Annotated in this window: 11 protein-coding genes; 10 read left to right on the top strand and 1 reads right to left on the bottom strand. The window is 48.4% G+C overall.

Features of this window, described 5'->3' with window-relative positions; all coding sequences use genetic code 11:
- Positions 1 to 44 precede the first annotated feature (44 nt).
- Positions 45 to 1,217, top strand: coding sequence for a DUF418 domain-containing protein (locus tag HQ865_RS06925; protein ID WP_173414190.1), 1,173 nt, complete (start codon positions 45 to 47; stop codon positions 1,215 to 1,217).
- A gap of 206 nt (positions 1,218 to 1,423) precedes the next feature.
- Positions 1,424 to 5,362 (top strand): beta-propeller fold lactonase family protein, encoded by a 3,939-nt coding sequence (locus HQ865_RS06920; protein WP_173414189.1) that lies wholly within the window; start codon positions 1,424 to 1,426, stop codon positions 5,360 to 5,362.
- 53 nt (positions 5,363 to 5,415) lie between these two features.
- On the opposite strand, the gene mutS is transcribed toward HQ865_RS06920, so the two are convergent.
- Entirely contained in the window at positions 5,416 to 8,025 is a 2,610-nt protein-coding gene (gene mutS, locus HQ865_RS06915; RefSeq protein WP_173414188.1) for a DNA mismatch repair protein MutS, read from the bottom strand.
- A 484-nt stretch (positions 8,026 to 8,509) separates the two neighbouring features.
- Here mutS and hisG point away from each other — a divergent pair, with 484 nt between their 5' ends.
- The 8 genes from hisG to HQ865_RS06875 all read left to right on the top strand — a co-directional run bounded on the left by hisG (position 8,510) and on the right by HQ865_RS06875 (position 16,180).
- Positions 8,510 to 9,367, top strand: coding sequence for an ATP phosphoribosyltransferase (hisG, locus tag HQ865_RS06910; protein ID WP_173414187.1), 858 nt, complete (start codon positions 8,510 to 8,512; stop codon positions 9,365 to 9,367).
- Between the two features lie 149 nt (positions 9,368 to 9,516).
- Positions 9,517 to 10,809 carry a histidinol dehydrogenase gene (gene hisD, locus HQ865_RS06905; RefSeq protein ID WP_173414186.1) on the top strand — a complete coding sequence of 431 codons (1,293 nt, stop codon included), beginning with the start codon at positions 9,517 to 9,519 and terminating at the stop codon, positions 10,807 to 10,809.
- Positions 10,810 to 10,938: 129 nt separating this feature from the next.
- Entirely contained in the window at positions 10,939 to 11,985 is a 1,047-nt protein-coding gene (hisC, locus tag HQ865_RS06900; protein ID WP_173414185.1) for a histidinol-phosphate transaminase, read from the top strand.
- Positions 11,978 to 13,129 (top strand): bifunctional histidinol-phosphatase/imidazoleglycerol-phosphate dehydratase HisB, encoded by a 1,152-nt coding sequence (hisB, locus tag HQ865_RS06895; RefSeq protein WP_173414184.1) that lies wholly within the window; start codon positions 11,978 to 11,980, stop codon positions 13,127 to 13,129. Before hisC ends, hisB begins: the two co-directional genes overlap by 8 nt.
- A gap of 83 nt (positions 13,130 to 13,212) precedes the next feature.
- Positions 13,213 to 13,803 (top strand): imidazole glycerol phosphate synthase subunit HisH, encoded by a 591-nt coding sequence (hisH, locus tag HQ865_RS06890; protein WP_173414183.1) that lies wholly within the window; start codon positions 13,213 to 13,215, stop codon positions 13,801 to 13,803.
- A 5-nt stretch (positions 13,804 to 13,808) separates the two neighbouring features.
- Positions 13,809 to 14,558, top strand: coding sequence for a 1-(5-phosphoribosyl)-5-[(5-phosphoribosylamino)methylideneamino]imidazole-4-carboxamide isomerase (locus tag HQ865_RS06885; protein ID WP_173414182.1), 750 nt, complete (start codon positions 13,809 to 13,811; stop codon positions 14,556 to 14,558).
- Positions 14,559 to 14,705: 147 nt separating this feature from the next.
- Entirely contained in the window at positions 14,706 to 15,458 is a 753-nt protein-coding gene (hisF, locus tag HQ865_RS06880) for an imidazole glycerol phosphate synthase subunit HisF (RefSeq protein ID WP_173414181.1), read from the top strand.
- Positions 15,459 to 15,640: 182 nt separating this feature from the next.
- The gene (locus HQ865_RS06875) at positions 15,641 to 16,180 is read left to right on the top strand and encodes a GNAT family N-acetyltransferase (protein ID WP_173414180.1); all 540 of its coding nucleotides are present in this window, start codon (positions 15,641 to 15,643) and stop codon (positions 16,178 to 16,180) included.
- Positions 16,181 to 16,262: the final 82 nt, after the last annotated feature.

Below are 16,262 nucleotides of genomic sequence, written 5' to 3'. Positions count from 1 at the left end.
AAAAAGCTATTTTTATCCTGTCACAATTTAATAATCAACCATTTATGCCGGCTGAACAAATTCAACCTATAGCCCCTTCAAAACGTACGGCCATTGTAGATATGCTGCGTGGCTGGGCTTTGTTAGGCGTAGTACTGATGAACTATGTAGACTATCACGATGTAGGCTGGAACCCGCCTAAAACCTACCATGCCGATCTGCTGACCAATATCCTGCAGTACACCGGATGGATCGTTTTCGCCGCTAAATCGTGGACGATGCTGAGCATGCTCTTCGGCTATGGCTTCGCGGTGCTGATACGCAATATTGCCGATAAGGGCTATAACCCGGTAAAGTTTTTCACCGTGCGCATGCTTTGGCTGTTTGTGATAGCCTTTGTGAACTGTTGTTTTTGGTGGGGCGATATTTTAAAGGATTACGCCTTTATGGGTTTAGTGATGCTATTGTTTTATAAAATTAAACCCAAACCGGCATTTATCTTCGCCGTTGTTTTGTTTTTCATTTTGCCGGCTTTGGCGCCATGGATATATAAGATACCCAGCGATGGCGAAAAGTACTTTGGCGAATTACTGCCGCTTTACCACAGCAAAAACTTTTTTGATAACGTAAAATTTAACCTGCTGGGTACATGGTACCGCGAGATGATATCGCCCGGGTACCTATATATGGTGCACCTGGTGCAGTTACTGTGTTTTATGCTGGGCTTCGCGGCGCAGCGCGTTAATTTTTTCGAGAATCTGGCCGATAACAAAAAGCAGGTGAAGCGCATTTTTTGGTGTACCCTGGTTGGTTTTATGTTACTGACCATCTTCTTCCCGCTCTCTCAAAAAATGAAATGGGAGTTTTTCAAGTACTATAATGTCCGCTATCCGTATATCATCGTTACCATGCTGTGCACCGTATCGGCCCTGTGCTGCCTGTATGTTAACGGTAAACTGAAAGCCTTTTTCCGCGCGCTGGAAGCCATTGGTAAAATGACGCTGACCAATTATATGGTGCAAAACATCATCTCGTTCTTTGTTTTTGGCGGGGTGGGTTTAGCGCTGGGATCAACCATGCCGTTTTGGTTTTACTGGGCGCTGCCGCTAAGCATTTACATTGCGCAAATATACTTTAGCAAATGGTGGCTGGCGCGGTATAACTATGGTTTGGTTGAGTGGATATGGCGACAGTTGAGCTACAACAAACACCTGCCGTTGAGGAAAGTCAAAAATTAAAAGTCTAAAGCAGAAAAACAGAGCACATAAGGCCGAAAGACCAAAGCGGAAAGCTACAGGGGACACGAATCCTGCTTTCTGCTTTGGTCTTTCGGCTTTAAACTAAAAGCATCCCGCTAACCATCCTGCTTTCACCTTTCGCCTTTAAGCTTTCACCTGCATTTAATATATTTATACATTAATGCCTGCCATGTAAATAAACCTGCATGAAGCGATTTTGGCTTATTGTATATACCCTGCTGGTGGTTTTTTTACTGCCCCGGTCGGCTATTGCCCAAATTACCGGCCCGGCTGTTACCAACGGGCAAATGACCGCACCCATTATTTGGGGCGGGCCATCGGGCTGTGTGTATAACTGGTTTAATCCCACCACCGGCATCGGCTTGACTGCAAATGGCACGGGGGATATTGCGCCGTTTAAAGCTATTAATAATACCAGTACGCCTATTATGGTTACCATCACCGCTACACCCACACCGCGGCCTATTTATGCCTATATCCCCAGCCGGGTTGCTAACAGGGTTACCGTAATAAATACCGACGACTACAGCATAGTAACCCAAATACGTGTAGGTAACAACCCTTATGGCGTAGCGGTAAGCAAGGATGGTACACGGGTGTATGTAAGTAATTTAAATAGTAATACCGTTTCGGTGATTGATGGTGTAAACAATAAATGGATAACCGATATCCCAGTTGGTCAAAAACCAATGGGTTTAGATGTCAGCCCTGATGGCACAAGGCTTTATGTGGCCAACTCCGACGATCAAAGTATTTACGTTATTGATACTACCGACCCCGCATATGGCCTTTACAGGTTAGTACCATTTCCGGGACATCCAACTGCTGTAACGGTGAACAACGATGGCAGTTCGGTCTATATAGCAGGCGATGACCATCTTCACGAATATACACCATTTACAAACAAACTTAGTGTCATTACCGACTCAGGGGGCGCCGATGCGCATCAAATATTGTTCAGCCCTGATGGGGCAACGGCTTACCTTATTAACTATGCTATATCCCGCGATGCGCTTGATAATAACAGGCTTATTTATGAACAAACCTTTGCAACTGTTAATACCCAAACCCACGAGTTAAAACGCGTAAACGCTGGCATTGCCGACCTTAATTTTGGCGGGACTTTAAACCCTGATGGCAGCCGCCTTTATATGACGTACCCCGGAAATAATGCGGTATCTGTTGTAAACACACTTAGCAACCTACCTGTCGGCGTGATCAATGTAGGGCAAAACCCCAATGGTATCGCGATGACGCAAAAGGGGATACTTTTTGTTGTTAATTACGATTCGAATGATGTGTGGGCGATAGAACCGATAAGCAACACAGTTTTAAAAAAGATCCCGTTTACTGATACCGCCCCAATCGCCTTCGGCAACTTCATTACCGGCAACACCTGCACCAGCAGTACGCCTATCACCTACACCTTCACCATTAACCCTACCCCGCCAACTATTGTGGTTGATGGCACTCCCGATGTGTTAAGCACACCGGCAAATATCCCCTCCAAATCAACTTATGTTGATATTTCGGGCGTTAATTTGACCGAGGGTATAGCGGCTACCTTTACACCGCCATCGGGTTTCGAAATGAGTTTGGATGATATCACTTACACATCGGTGCCTATCGTCATCGGCAATGGCGGGACACCACCACCTGTGCACCTTTATATCCGCATAGCAGCTGGTAACCCCGTAGGCCCGCTGAGCGGCACCATCACCTTAAAAAGCGCTGGCGCAGCTAATCAGGAAATAAAAATTACCGGCACGGTTACCCCAGCTATCCCCTATGTTATTGCCAGTGTGGCAGGCGGCACTATTACAGCCTGCGAGGGTAACGCCTCGGCCAATCCCAAATTGCAGCAGTTTACGGTATCTGGCACTTTGCTTACCGGCAATATCAACCTCACCGCCCCGGCAAGTTTTGAAATATCGCGCGACGCGAACAGCGGTTTCAGCAACGCCATCAGCCTAAGCCCCACCGGCGAAACGGTGACCAGCACCACCATTTTTGTGCGTTCCGCAGCATCGGCCAAAGGACTAATCTCGGGCCAGGTAGATGTACAGTCGGCCGGAGCTACTCCATTGCAGGTAGCTGTAAACGGTGTGGTTGCCGCCCCGCCTAAGGTAGATGATGTTGCCCCGCAAAGTCGTTTTGCAGGGCAAAATACTGCCGCCGTTAATTTTACCGGGACAGGTACATCATATAGCTGGACCAATAGCGATCCCTCAATCGGTCTGCCCGCCAGCGGCGACGGCAATATCGCCGCCTTTAAAACCATTAACAAAGGCAGCACAGATGCCGTAGCCACCATTACCGTAACGCCGCATAACGACCCGCTGGCCTATGTAGCTATGTGGAATCTGGACAGCGTAGCGGTTATTAATACGCTTACCGGGAAAAAAGTAAATACCATACGTGTAGGGCAAAAGCCCTACGCTACGGTAGTAAGCCCCGATGGCACTACCGTTTTTGTTGCTAATCAAAATTCCGGCACAGTATCCATTATAAATACGGCGGCTAATAAAGCAACTGGCGGTATCCCTGTCGGCAGCAACCCCTCTGGTTTAGCCTTAAGTCCCGATGGAAGCACTTTATACGTAACAAACGGCAACTCTAACACTGTTTTGGTAATAGATGCCAACAGTCACGGTATATTGGGTAGTATTATAGTACAGCAAAACCCACTTGGCGTAGCGGTAAGCCCCGATGGTAGTTGGGTTTATGTGGCTAACAAAAATAATACCGTATCTGTGGCCAGCGCGGCTTCAAAACAAGTAATATATTCTGTAACGGTAGGCAGCAGCCCCCAGTATATTGCGGTTAGCCCCGATGGTAACTATGTTTATGTAACCAATTATAACAGCGCGTCGGTTTCGGTGATCAGTACCGTTGAGCAGAGAAAAATAGACGATATACAGATTGGAACTAATCCTACAGGCATAGCTATTAACAAGGATGGCAGTATACTTTATGTAACCAACTTTGGCTCCAACAGTGTATCTATTATCCGTACATCCGACAGGAGCATTATCAAAACAGTGCCTACCGGTGCCGGCAGCAAACCCGAGGGTATTTCCGTTAGTCCCGATGGTAAGCTGGTTTATGTAGCCAATTATGGTTCGAACAGCGTAATGGTAATTAACACAGCCGATAACAGCCTGAATACTACTATTCCATTACTTGGTTCACCCGTTTCCTTTGGCGATTTTATTGTGGCCGGCACAGGTTGCGTGGGTAACAGCGCACAGTTTACTATCACCGTAAAACCGGCCGTGCAGCATATTTTCCCAACGGGTACGCTCACCGCGCTCCGCACTACTTATGGTACACCTTCGGCGGAGATTAGTTTCAGCGTATCGGCTACCGATATGACCGAGGCCATAAAAGTGATCCCGCCCACCGGTTTCGAGGTCAGTACCGACAGAAACACTTATGGCAGTACCGCGCAGATAGGCGGGCCAGGTGCAATCCCATCTACCACGATTTACATCAGGCTGGCGGCTACCACGCCCGTGGGCAATAATTACGCGGGCGATGTGCTGCTCACCAGCACCAACGTGCCCGATGCCTTCATCGCCACCGCCAAAAGCACGGTAGACAAAGCCCCGCTCACCATTACCGCCGACGATCAGCAGCGCAAATACGGAACAGATAACCCGGTGCTGACCGCCACCTATGCCGGCTTTGTAAATGGCGAGGACGAAACTGTTTTAACCGCCCTGCCCAGCATCAGCACCACGGCCATCAAAACATCGGCCCCGGGCACTTACCCTATTACCGTTAGCGGCGGCGCGGCCGATAATTACGCCATCGACACCAAACCCGGATCACTCACGGTGCTTGATGTTAAAGGCATACAGGCCATTATCCCCAATACTTTTAGCCCCAACGGCGATGGGGTGAACGATACCTGGATCATCAAAAACATTGAAACTTTCCCCAATTGCACAGTAGATATCTTTACCCGCGGCGGACAGCAGGTTTATCACTCGGTAAATTATACCAGTCCCTGGGATGCCAAATACAAAGGCGCCGACCTGCCCACCGGGGTTTATTATTATGTCATCAACCTCAATAATGGCAGCAGCCCGCTAAGCGGGTATGTGGCGGTGATTCGTTAAGCGAAAAGCTGAAAGACCAAAGCAAAAAGCTTTCTGCTTTCAGCCTTCGGCTTTTAGCTTTTTATCATCCGCTGTATTTCATCCAGCTTCATCATGGCTTCTACCGGGGTGAGGGTATTTACATCGAGATTGTTGAGCGTATCGCGGATCTTTACCAGGATCGGGTCATCTATCGAGAACATTTGCAGTTGCAGGGCTTGCTTCTGCACTTTCTTCATGCTTTCTTTAATGCTTTCGCCGCCGGTGCGTTCATTCTCCAGTTTCTTTAGTATCTCGTTGGCGCGACTAAGCACTTTACCCGGCATACCGGCCAGTTTGGCCACGTGGATACCAAAACTGTGTTCGCTACCGCCGGGTACCAGCTTGCGCAGGAAGATGATCTGGTGGCCTACCTCTTTCACCGTCACATTAAAGTTCTTAATACGCGGGAAGGTATTGCTCAATTCGTTCAATTCGTGGTAGTGCGTAGCGAACAGCGTTTTAGCCTTATAGTTAGGGTGGTTGTGCAGGTACTCGGCAATGGCCCAGGCTATAGAGATACCATCGTAAGTTGATGTACCGCGACCGATCTCGTCCAGCAGGATCAGGCTGCGGTCGGACAGGTTATTGAGGATGCTGGCCGTCTCGTTCATCTCCACCATAAAGGTCGATTCGCCTGATGACAGGTTATCCGATGCCCCTACCCTGGTAAATATCTTATCCACCAAACCTATCGATGTTTCTTTAGCTGGCACAAAACAGCCCATCTGCGCCATCAGCACAATGAGGCCTGTTTGCCTTAATAGTGCCGATTTACCCGCCATGTTAGGACCGGTAATGATAATGATCTGCTGTCCTTCCGAATCAAGGAAAACATCATTGGTAATGTACGATTCGCCTAGCGGCAGGTTCTTCTCTATAACCGGGTGGCGGCCGCCTTTAATATCGATCACGCGGCCCTCGTTCAGTTGGGGCTTAACGTAATAATTTTTTATAGCGATATGCGCGAAGTTGAGCAGCACATCCAATCGAGCCACCAAATTGGCGTTAAGTTGTATAGGTTTAATATATTCGGCCAGCGAGTAAAGCAGGTCGTTATACAACTTGGTCTCCAGCGCCAGGATCTTTTCTTCGGCACCCAATATCTGGTCTTCGTATTCCTTCAGTTCGGGGGTGATGTAGCGTTCAGCGTTCACCAGCGTTTGCTTGCGTATCCATTCGGCAGGCACTTTGTCGCGGTGACTATGCGTCACTTCCAAATAATACCCGAACACGTTATTAAAAGCCACTTTAAGCGATGGGATTCCCGTAGCTTCGGCCTCGCGCTTTTGTATCTCCAGTAAATAACCCTTACCGCCAAAAGCGATCTTGCGCAGGCGGTCTAACTCCTCGTTAATACCCTCGGCCATTACCCCGCCTTTGGCCAGCATAATTGGCGGCTCGGGGTGAAGTTCTTTTTCTATGCGTTCGCTGATAAAGCTGCAAGGGTTCAACTGGCTGCCTATCGACTTTAGCGGTGCGCTTTCCGTCCCCTCGGCGATTATCTTTATCTGCTCAATGGCTTTCAGGGCTTTTTTCAGCTGACAAACCTCGCGCGGGTTGGCGCGTTGCAGGCCTATCTTACTGATCAGTCTTTCCAGGTCGCCTATCTGGCGGATGTGTTGCTGCAATTCTTCGCGCAGTTCATCATAAGCGATCAGGTATTCTACCACACCAAGGCGGTCGTTTATTGGCTTAATTTCCTTTAGCGGCATCACTATCCAGCGGCGCAGCATACGGGCACCCATGGGCGAGCAGGTATTATCCAGCACATCTACCAGTGTCATGGCATTCTCGTTGTGCGAACCTACCAGTTCAAGGTTGCGGATGCTGAACCTATCCAGCCACAGGTAACGGTCTTCTTCCAGCCTGCTGATGGACGAGATATGCTGCAGGTTGCGGTGTTCGGTCTCGTTGAGGTAGTGCAGCGCCACACCGGCGGCCACAATGCCCAAATTCAGTTTATCGATACCGAAACCTTTAAGCGATTTTACCCCGAAATGCTTCAACAGCGTCTCCTGCGGATAATCGCCGCTGTAAGGCCATTCATCCAGCATGTAGGTATAAAAGCGGTCGCCGTAAAGGTCTTTAAAATCCTTGTTACGGGTTTTGGGATAAATGATCTCGCTGGGGTTGAAGCCCTGCAGCAGCTTATCGATATAATCGCTATTGCCTTGTGCGGTCAGGAACTCGCCGGTAGAGATATCTATAAAGGCAATGCCGATGGTATTCTTCTCGAAATACAGCGATGCAAGGTAGTTATTGCTTTTTTGTTGCAGGATATTATCGCTGATGGCCACACCGGGGGTAACCAGTTCGGTAACACCACGCTTAACGATGGTCTTGGTGGTCTTTGGGTCTTCCAGCTGATCGCAGATGGCTACCCTTTGTCCCGCGCGTACCAGTTTGGGCAAATACGTTTCCAGCGAATGGTGAGGGAAACCGGCCAACTCGATGTGCGTAGCCGCGCCATTGGCCCTTTTGGTTAGTACGATACCCAAAATACCCGATGCCTTAACGGCATCCTCGCCAAAGGTCTCGTAAAAATCGCCCACGCGAAACAGCAGCAAAGCACCGGGGTACTTCACCTTGATCTGGTTATACTGCTGCATTAACGGCGTTTCCTTGGTATCGCTCTTAGCCAAATGTGCTCCTTTTTGTTAAACGGGTAAAGTTAATGCATTAGCGGGCGATATAGGGATTTGTGGAAAAGTTGGTATTATGTGGAAAGCATGGGTGGCGGTTGGAGTGGCGATTTAACCACAAAGGGCACTAAGAAGAGGAAACACAAAGGTCACAAAGCTTTTATTATCTATTAAGAAGAGAAATTAAGATACACAATGCCTTTGTGTACTTTGTGCAAACCTTAGTGCACTTTGTGGTTAAATTGCCAGAACGCAAACCATTAACACCAAATGTCTACCAAAACAGTATATTATTTTTTGATTTTATAAATATCTGTATATATTTGCGGCACCTTCTCAGTAAGGCTATAAAAAAATGAACGGTTACGCACTACATTTCCATCTGCACCATCACCACGTTGTGGTGATCAGATAAATGTATGTTTCTACGCGAAATAACAACCCTCGTTTTTATTCATTATAGTTTACACAAAATCAATCCCTTTTGAAAACACTTAAAATAGCGATCCAAAAATCGGGTCGGCTCAACGAAAAGTCTGTTGAACTGCTAAAAAATTGCGGCTTAAATTTCGAAAACTACAAAAGCTCGCTGATAGCACCAGTTTCTAATTTCCCGCTGGAAATTCTTTTTCTGCGCGATGATGATATCCCCGAATATGTTCAGGATGGTATTGCCGACCTGGGTATAGTTGGCGAGAATGTAATAGAGGAAACCGAAGTACAGGTAAAATACCTGCAAGAACTTGGTTTTGGCAAATGCTCGCTGAAATTAGCCATCACCAATAACTCCGAGATCACCGACCTGTCTGGCCTTAATGGCAAATCAATTGCTACCTCGTATCCCGTAATTTTGGGTAAATTTTTACAAAAGAACGGGATTTCATCAGATATCCGCACCATATCTGGTTCGGTAGAGATTGCGCCGGGCCTGGGTTTAAGCGATGCGATATGTGATATCGTATCTACCGGTGGCACGCTGAAAAGCAACGGCCTTAAACCTTTTGCCGATGTAATGTCGAGCCAGGCTATCCTGATTGGCCGGGAAGGCATAGAGCAAGACGACCTGGTGCAGGAACTGATCCAACGCATCCAATCGGTATTAGACGCTAAGGACAAAAAATACGTGGTGATGAACGCGCCGAAGGATAGCCTGCCGGGCATACTGGAACTGCTGCCGGGGATAAAAAGCCCGTCGGTAGTGCCGCTGGCCGAAGAGGGCTGGGTGGCCGTGCACACGGTAATAGAGGAACGCGACTTTTGGACCAAGATAAGCCAATTAAGGAAACTTGGTGCGCAGGGCATACTGGTGATGCCGATAGAGAAAATATGTGGCAGGCCGTAAATACACAGCCCCCCAGCCCCCTAGAGGGGGAGTGAATGTGCAGATGTGCGAATGTGCAGATATGCAAATGATAGAATAACAATTATGGGGAGCTACCTTCTATTCCCCCTTTAGGGGGTTAGGGGGTTTAAGGATTTAGAATGAATTTTATGAAAGTTTATAATTATTCCGATCTAAATAAGCAAGACATCGAGCGGTTAGTGCAGCGCAATGTTGACCCGGCGAACGAGATACGTGCCGTGGTGGAAGAAGTGATAGCCAACGTACGCGAGTATGGCGATGATGCTTTAATAGGCTACGCCAAAAAATTTGACAAGGTAGACCTGGACAAGTTGTACCTGGATAAAGACGAACTGGCCGAGCTGGCCACTACGCTATCCGACGACCAAAAGTCGGCACTGCAAACGGCCTATAACAACATTTACAAATTTCACCAAACGCAGGTTAAGGCCGAGGACAGGGTAGAGACCATGCCCGGCGTTAGCTGCTGGCGCGAGGCGCGGCCGATAGAAAAAGTGGGGCTGTACATCCCGGGCGGTTCGGCGGTTTTGCCGAGCACTTTCTTAATGTTGGGCATCCCCGCCCGCATTGCCGGCTGCCACGAAATTGTTGTTTGTTCGCCACCGCAGAAGAACGGAAAAGTGAACGCTTTCATCGCCTACGTGGCCGGTCTGCTGGGGGTGGAACGCATCTATTTAGCGGGCGGCGCGCAGGCCATTGCGGCCATGGCGTATGGCACAAAAAGCATTTCTAAGGTCGACAAGATCTTCGGCCCGGGCAACCAATTTGTCACCAAGGCCAAGACCATCATCCAGTCGACAACTACCACCGCCATCGACATGCCGGCGGGTCCGTCGGAGGTTTTAGTAATCGCCGATGAGACTGCCAATTCGGCATACATTGCCGCCGACCTTTTAGCGCAGGCAGAACATGGTATTGATTCTCAATCAATTTTGGTTTCTACATCAAGTAAAATTTTAACTGATGCGATAGCTGAAGTAGAACTACAACTGGGTGTACTGCCACGTGCCGAGATAGCACGGCAGGCCATCGATAACTCGTACGCCGTACTGGTAAATGACCTAAACGAGGCCATAACTTTTAGTAATACCTACGCTCCGGAGCACCTCATACTGGCTACCGAGTACTGGCAACAGATCACCGGAAGCATTATTAACGCAGGCTCGGTATTCCTGGGTAACCTTACGCCCGAAAGCGCGGGCGACTATGCATCGGGCACCAACCATACCCTGCCCACCAGCGCCTATGCGCGGGCCTATTCGGGGGTATCGGTTGATTCGTTTGTGAAAAAGATCACCTTCCAGCATATCACGCCCGAGGGCATACAGAACATCGGCCCGGCGGTAGAGATACTGGCGGAGATGGAGGGTTTGCATGCGCATAAAAATGCGGTGAGTGTGCGGTTGAATGATAATCAATAGTTTGTCATTGCGAGGAGCTGACCGGCCATGAGCGGGAGGGCGACGCGGCAATCTCGTCGCATGTAAACCCACTACGAGATTGCCACGCTATCGCTCGCAATGACAGGTTTTAAAATTTAAAGAAAAGAAATGTTCGACATTAACAAAATACTAAGACCCAATATCAAAAACCTTACCCCCTACTCTTCCGCACGGGACGAGTTTAAGGGCGAGGCCAGCGTTTATTTAGATGCCAATGAGAATGCTTACGGTTCGCCGTTGGGCACCAACTATAACCGCTACCCCGATCCGCTGCAGTACGCCGTTAAAAAGCGCCTCAGCGAGATAAAAGGCGTGCCACCCCGCAATATCTTTTTAGGCAACGGCAGCGACGAGGCCATTGATATCCTGTACCGCAGCTTCTGCAACCCGGGGGTAGATAACGTGATCATCGTTCCGCCTACTTATGGCATGTACGAGGTATCGGCCAATATCAACGATGTGGCCCTGCGCCGCGTGCCGCTTACTGAAGACTACCAGCTGGATGTGGATGCCATTGCAGGTAACATTGATGAACATACCAAGATCATCTGGATATGCTCTCCCAATAACCCTACCGGCAACTCGATGGAACGTGCCGATGTGGAGACCCTGCTGGCCAATTTCAGCGGACTGGTAGTGGTAGATGAGGCCTATATTAACTTCAGCCGCCAGAAAAGCTTTATACAGGAACTGACCGAATACAGCAACCTGGTGGTGATGCAAACCTTGTCGAAAGCATGGGGCCTGGCGGGCTTGCGTGTAGGCATGGCTTTCGCCAGCGAAGAGATCATAGAAGTGATGAACAAGGTAAAGCCACCTTACAATATGAACGAGGCATCGCAGGCATTAGCACTTGAAGCATTGCAAAATGTAACACAGGTAAACGATTGGATAAAAGAGACTTTAACTGAGCGGGACAAGTTAGTATTACAACTGGCCAAATTTAATTTTGTGCTGGATATCTACCCATCCGACGCTAATTTTATCCTGGTAAAAACAACCGATGCCAATGGAATTTACAACTACCTGGTGCAAAACGGCATTATTGTACGCAACCGCACCAAGGTAGAACTTTGCGAGGGCGCGCTTCGCATTACTGTGGGTACACCGGATGAGAATGTTAAACTGATAGAGACTTTATCAAAATATGAATAATTTAAAACGCATCCTTTTCATCGACCGTGATGGCACCTTGATCACCGAGCCTGCCGATGAACAGATCGACTCGTTCGCCAAGCTGGAGTTTTACCCTAAGGCACTGCAATACCTCCCCAAGATAGCCGCCGAACTGGACTTTGAACTGGTGATGGTGACCAACCAGGATGGCCTGGGCACGGCCGTGTACCCCGAGGATACTTTCTGGCCGGTACAGAACTTTGTACTAAAGACTTTTGCTAACGAGGGGGTGCATTTCAGCAATGTGATTGTCGACCGCACTTTTGCTAAAGACAACGCCCCTACCCGCAAGCCGGGGACTGCCCTATTGACCCAATACTTCGATACCGAAAAGTACGACTTGAAGAACTCGTACACTATTGGCGACCGCAAAAACGATGTGTTACTGGGCAGGAATTTAGGCGCTAAGGCCATTTGGCTAAATAATAACAGTAATTTAGGCGGGCAGGAGTTTGACGATAAGGCCTTTGCCGAAGAAGTAAGCGGCACTATTGCCCTGCAAACTACCGATTGGCAGCAGATATACGAGTTTTTAAAAGTGGGCGAACGCGTGGCCGCCCATCGCCGTACTACTAAGGAAACAGACATTGATATCCGCGTTAACCTTGATGGCAAAGGCGAGGCGAAGATCAGTACCGGTCTGCATTTCTTTGATCATATGCTTGATCAGATCGCCCGCCATGGTAGCATCGATTTGGACATTACCGCCAAAGGCGACCTGCATATCGACGAGCACCACACCATTGAAGATACTGGCATTGCCCTGGGCGAATTATTTGCCAAAGCACTGGGCGATAAACGCGGCATAGAACGCTATGGCTTCTGCCTGCCTATGGACGATTGCCTGGCGCAGGTAGCTATCGACTTTGGCGGCCGCAACTGGATAGTCTGGGATGCCGAATTTAAACGCGAAAAGGTAGGCGAAATGCCAACGGAGATGTTCTACCATTTCTTTAAATCGTTCAGCGATGCCGCTAAGTGCAACCTCAATATCAAAGCCGAGGGGCAGAACGAGCACCACAAGATAGAAGCGATATTTAAAGCCTTTGCCAAAGCCATTAAAATGGCCGTAAAGCGCGATGTGAACAATATGGTTTTACCGAGTACTAAAGGGGTTTTATAAGAGAGTCAAGAGCAGAGAGTCAAGAATTAAGACCTCTGCGTTATCTTGATTCTTGACTCTCTGCTCTTGAATCTAAAAACAAAATGATAGGTATAGTCCAATACGGCGCAGGTAATATTTTCTCTTTATGTTCAGCTTTAGATAGGCTGGGCATCAGTTATGGAATGATAGAAAAACCTGCCGATTTTGACCTTTATGACCGTTACATCATCCCGGGTGTGGGTCATGCAGGTGCGGCCATGGCTAAATTAGAACAGACGGGGCTGGTGGCATACATACAAAAGTTGCAGAAACCCACACTGGGTATCTGCGTGGGCATGCAATTGCTAACTGCGCACTCCGAAGAGGGCGATGCCAGCCTGCTGAATATTATCCCGGTGAAGACCATGCGTTTTGCCGATAGTGCCGAATATAAGGTTCCGCACACGGGCTGGAACCGGGTTCACAGCGAGCGTGATAACCCGCTTTTCCAAAATATTCCGGCCGATACCCACTTTTACTTTGTACATTCATACTTTATTGAGTACAACGAAGCATACACTTTAGCCTCAACTGAATACAGTTTAAAATTTTCGGCATCAATTTGGCGGGATAATTTTTATGGGGTACAATTTCATCCCGAGAAATCGGGCATATACGGGGAGACCCTCTTAACTAACTTTTCAAAGATCTGACGACTATGTACATTATTCCCGCTATAGATATTTTAGATAAAAAGGTAGTGCGCCTGCGCGAAGGCGACTATAGCCAGGTAACCAATTACGATGTAAGCCTGGAAGAAATGATAGAGAAGTACCAGAGCAATGGTACCAACTTCATCCACGTGATAGACCTTAACGGCGCAAAGAACGATTTCAGCAATCAGGAATACCTGTTCAATGTGATCCGCAAAACCGATATGAAGGTGCAATACGGCGGCGGCATCCGCAGTATCGATAAAGTGAAAGAGCTGATAGAGGCCGGCATTCACCGCGTTATTGTGGGTACCCAGGCCATCACCAACCCATCTTTTTTAACCGACCTGAGCAAGGCCATCTGCGGTAAAGACAAATGTTCGGACCAGGTAGTGATCGCTATCGACGTGCTGGACGAAGTGATCAAATACTCGGGCTGGATGGAAAGCTCGCCCATTAAACTGATGGATTATGTTGACAAGTGCCTTTCACTGGGTTTCTTCCGCTTCCTGTGTACCGATATCAATAAAGACGGCAAACTGGGCGGCGCGGGTGTAGATCTGTACAAAAAACTACTGGACCACTCCCCTTTCATCAAGTTGATCGCATCAGGCGGTGTATCGTCGCTGGAAGACATCGAACAACTGAGCCAGATCAAGGTAGAATCGTGCGTGGTAGGTAAAGCCATTTACGAAGGGCGCATCAGTATCGAAGAGATACAGAACTGGAATTTGAAATCGTTGATAAGTATATAAAGGCCCGCAGAGCCGACCATTACCCCCAACGTCATTGCGAGGTACGAAGCAATCTCTAAGCTATACAGCGCGGATAAGCAAGTCCGACCTGCTAACATAGAGATTGCTTCGTACCTCGCAATGACGAATTGAAGAACTAATCGAAAGATGCTTGCAAAAAGAATCATCCCCTGCCTCGACGTTAAAGACGGCCGCACGGTAAAAGGCGTAAACTTTGTTGACCTGCGCGATGCCGGCGACCCGGTAGAACTGGCATGGAACTACTCGCAGCAGGGTGCCGACGAACTGGTGTTCCTTGATATTACCGCCACGCACGAGCGCCGCAAGACCATGATAGACCTGGTTAAAGCCGTAGCAAGGCAGATCAATATCCCATTCACTATAGGTGGCGGTATAAATGAAATAGCCGACGCTGAAGCGCTTTTAAATGCCGGGGCAGATAAGATATCCATTAACTCGGCCGCGGTGCGTACACCGGCTTTAATTAATGAATTAGCCCGTGCTTTTGGTGTGCAGTTCGTAGTGGTGGCAGTAGATACCCGTTTTGATGGCACGAATAACATCGTACACCTTAACGGCGGCCGCATCCCCACTGAAAAAGAAACACTGAACTGGATACTGGAAGCCGAAAGCCGTGGCGCGGGGGAGATATTGCTCACATCTATGGATCATGATGGCACCAAGGCTGGTTTTGATAACGGCCTGCTGAAAACCGTTAACGATGCGGTGCATGTCCCGGTCATCGCCTCGGGCGGGGCCGGTTCGGTAGCGCATTTTGTGGATGTTTTTGAAAAGACCAATGTAGATGCGGCATTGGCGGCATCGGTATTTCACTATGGCGAGATATTGATACCCGACCTGAAGCAGGAGTTGAGAGGTAGAAATATAGAGGTTAGATAGACCGGCATCTGTCATTGCGAGGAGCGTAGCGACGAAAGCCTCACCTCTTGTCATACGATAGAGCAAGGGCGAGGATGAGCGAGGGAGCGAAAGAGAAATCTTATACGCGGGATAAGCCATCTGTATAAGATTTCTCACTATCGTTCGAAATGACATTATATAAGAAAGCAAAACAAACAACCATGTCACTAAACCTGGAAACCGAAAGACTGACCATGCGCCCATTTGAAGTGCAGGACGCGCCTGGTATGTTTGAATTATACCAGGATGCCGATGTGCAGCGCTTCACCGGCGATATAGCTTTCAAGAGTATTGAAGATGCGGAAGCGTTCATCAAAGGGTATGATCAGTACGAGCGATACCAAATGGGGCGACTGAGTGTATTCCTTAAGTCCACCGGCGAGTACATTGGCTGGTGTGGCTTAAAGTATTTGGTGGATAGCGGCGAAGTTGATCTTGGTTACCGCCTGATCAAACGTTATCGGGGATATGGCTATACCACCGAGGCCGCGAAAGCAAGTTTAGATTACGGCTTCAAGGTTTTAGGGTTGGAAAAGATAATTGGCAAGGCCATGGTGGATAATGCGCCATCTATCAATGTGTTTAAAAAGTTAGGTTTAACATATTCGCAAAACGACGATTGCGGTTGCCACCCGGGCGTTGTCTATGTGATAACAAAGGAAGATTGGATAAATAACAACTTGTCATTGCGAGGAGCGTAGCGACGCGGCAATCTCGTCGCAAGCAGAGCAACCTACGAGATTGCCGCGCTATCGCTCGCAATGACATGAGAGAATAAGATAA

This window comes from Mucilaginibacter mali, assembly GCF_013283875.1.
GTDB lineage: Bacteria > Bacteroidota > Bacteroidia > Sphingobacteriales > Sphingobacteriaceae > Mucilaginibacter > Mucilaginibacter mali.
Note: the sequence above shows the minus strand (reverse complement) of the source record. Positions and strands in the feature narration are given on the sequence as shown.

Bases quoted from the DNA above. Each gene is read 5' to 3' on its own strand.
- hisC (WP_173414185.1), top strand. From the start codon at position 10,939: ATGTTCGACATTAACAAAATACTAAGACCCAATATCAAAAACCTTACC.
- hisH (WP_173414183.1), top strand. From the start codon at position 13,213: ATGATAGGTATAGTCCAATACGGCGCAGGTAATATTTTCTCTTTATGT.
- HQ865_RS06925 (WP_173414190.1), top strand. From the start codon at position 45: ATGCCGGCTGAACAAATTCAACCTATAGCCCCTTCAAAACGTACGGCC.
- HQ865_RS06885 (WP_173414182.1), top strand. From the start codon at position 13,809: ATGTACATTATTCCCGCTATAGATATTTTAGATAAAAAGGTAGTGCGC.
- hisD (WP_173414186.1), top strand. From the start codon at position 9,517: ATGAAAGTTTATAATTATTCCGATCTAAATAAGCAAGACATCGAGCGG.
- HQ865_RS06875 (WP_173414180.1), top strand. From the start codon at position 15,641: ATGTCACTAAACCTGGAAACCGAAAGACTGACCATGCGCCCATTTGAA.
- HQ865_RS06920 (WP_173414189.1), top strand. From the start codon at position 1,424: ATGAAGCGATTTTGGCTTATTGTATATACCCTGCTGGTGGTTTTTTTA.
- hisB (WP_173414184.1), top strand. From the start codon at position 11,978: ATGAATAATTTAAAACGCATCCTTTTCATCGACCGTGATGGCACCTTG.
- hisF (WP_173414181.1), top strand. From the start codon at position 14,706: ATGCTTGCAAAAAGAATCATCCCCTGCCTCGACGTTAAAGACGGCCGC.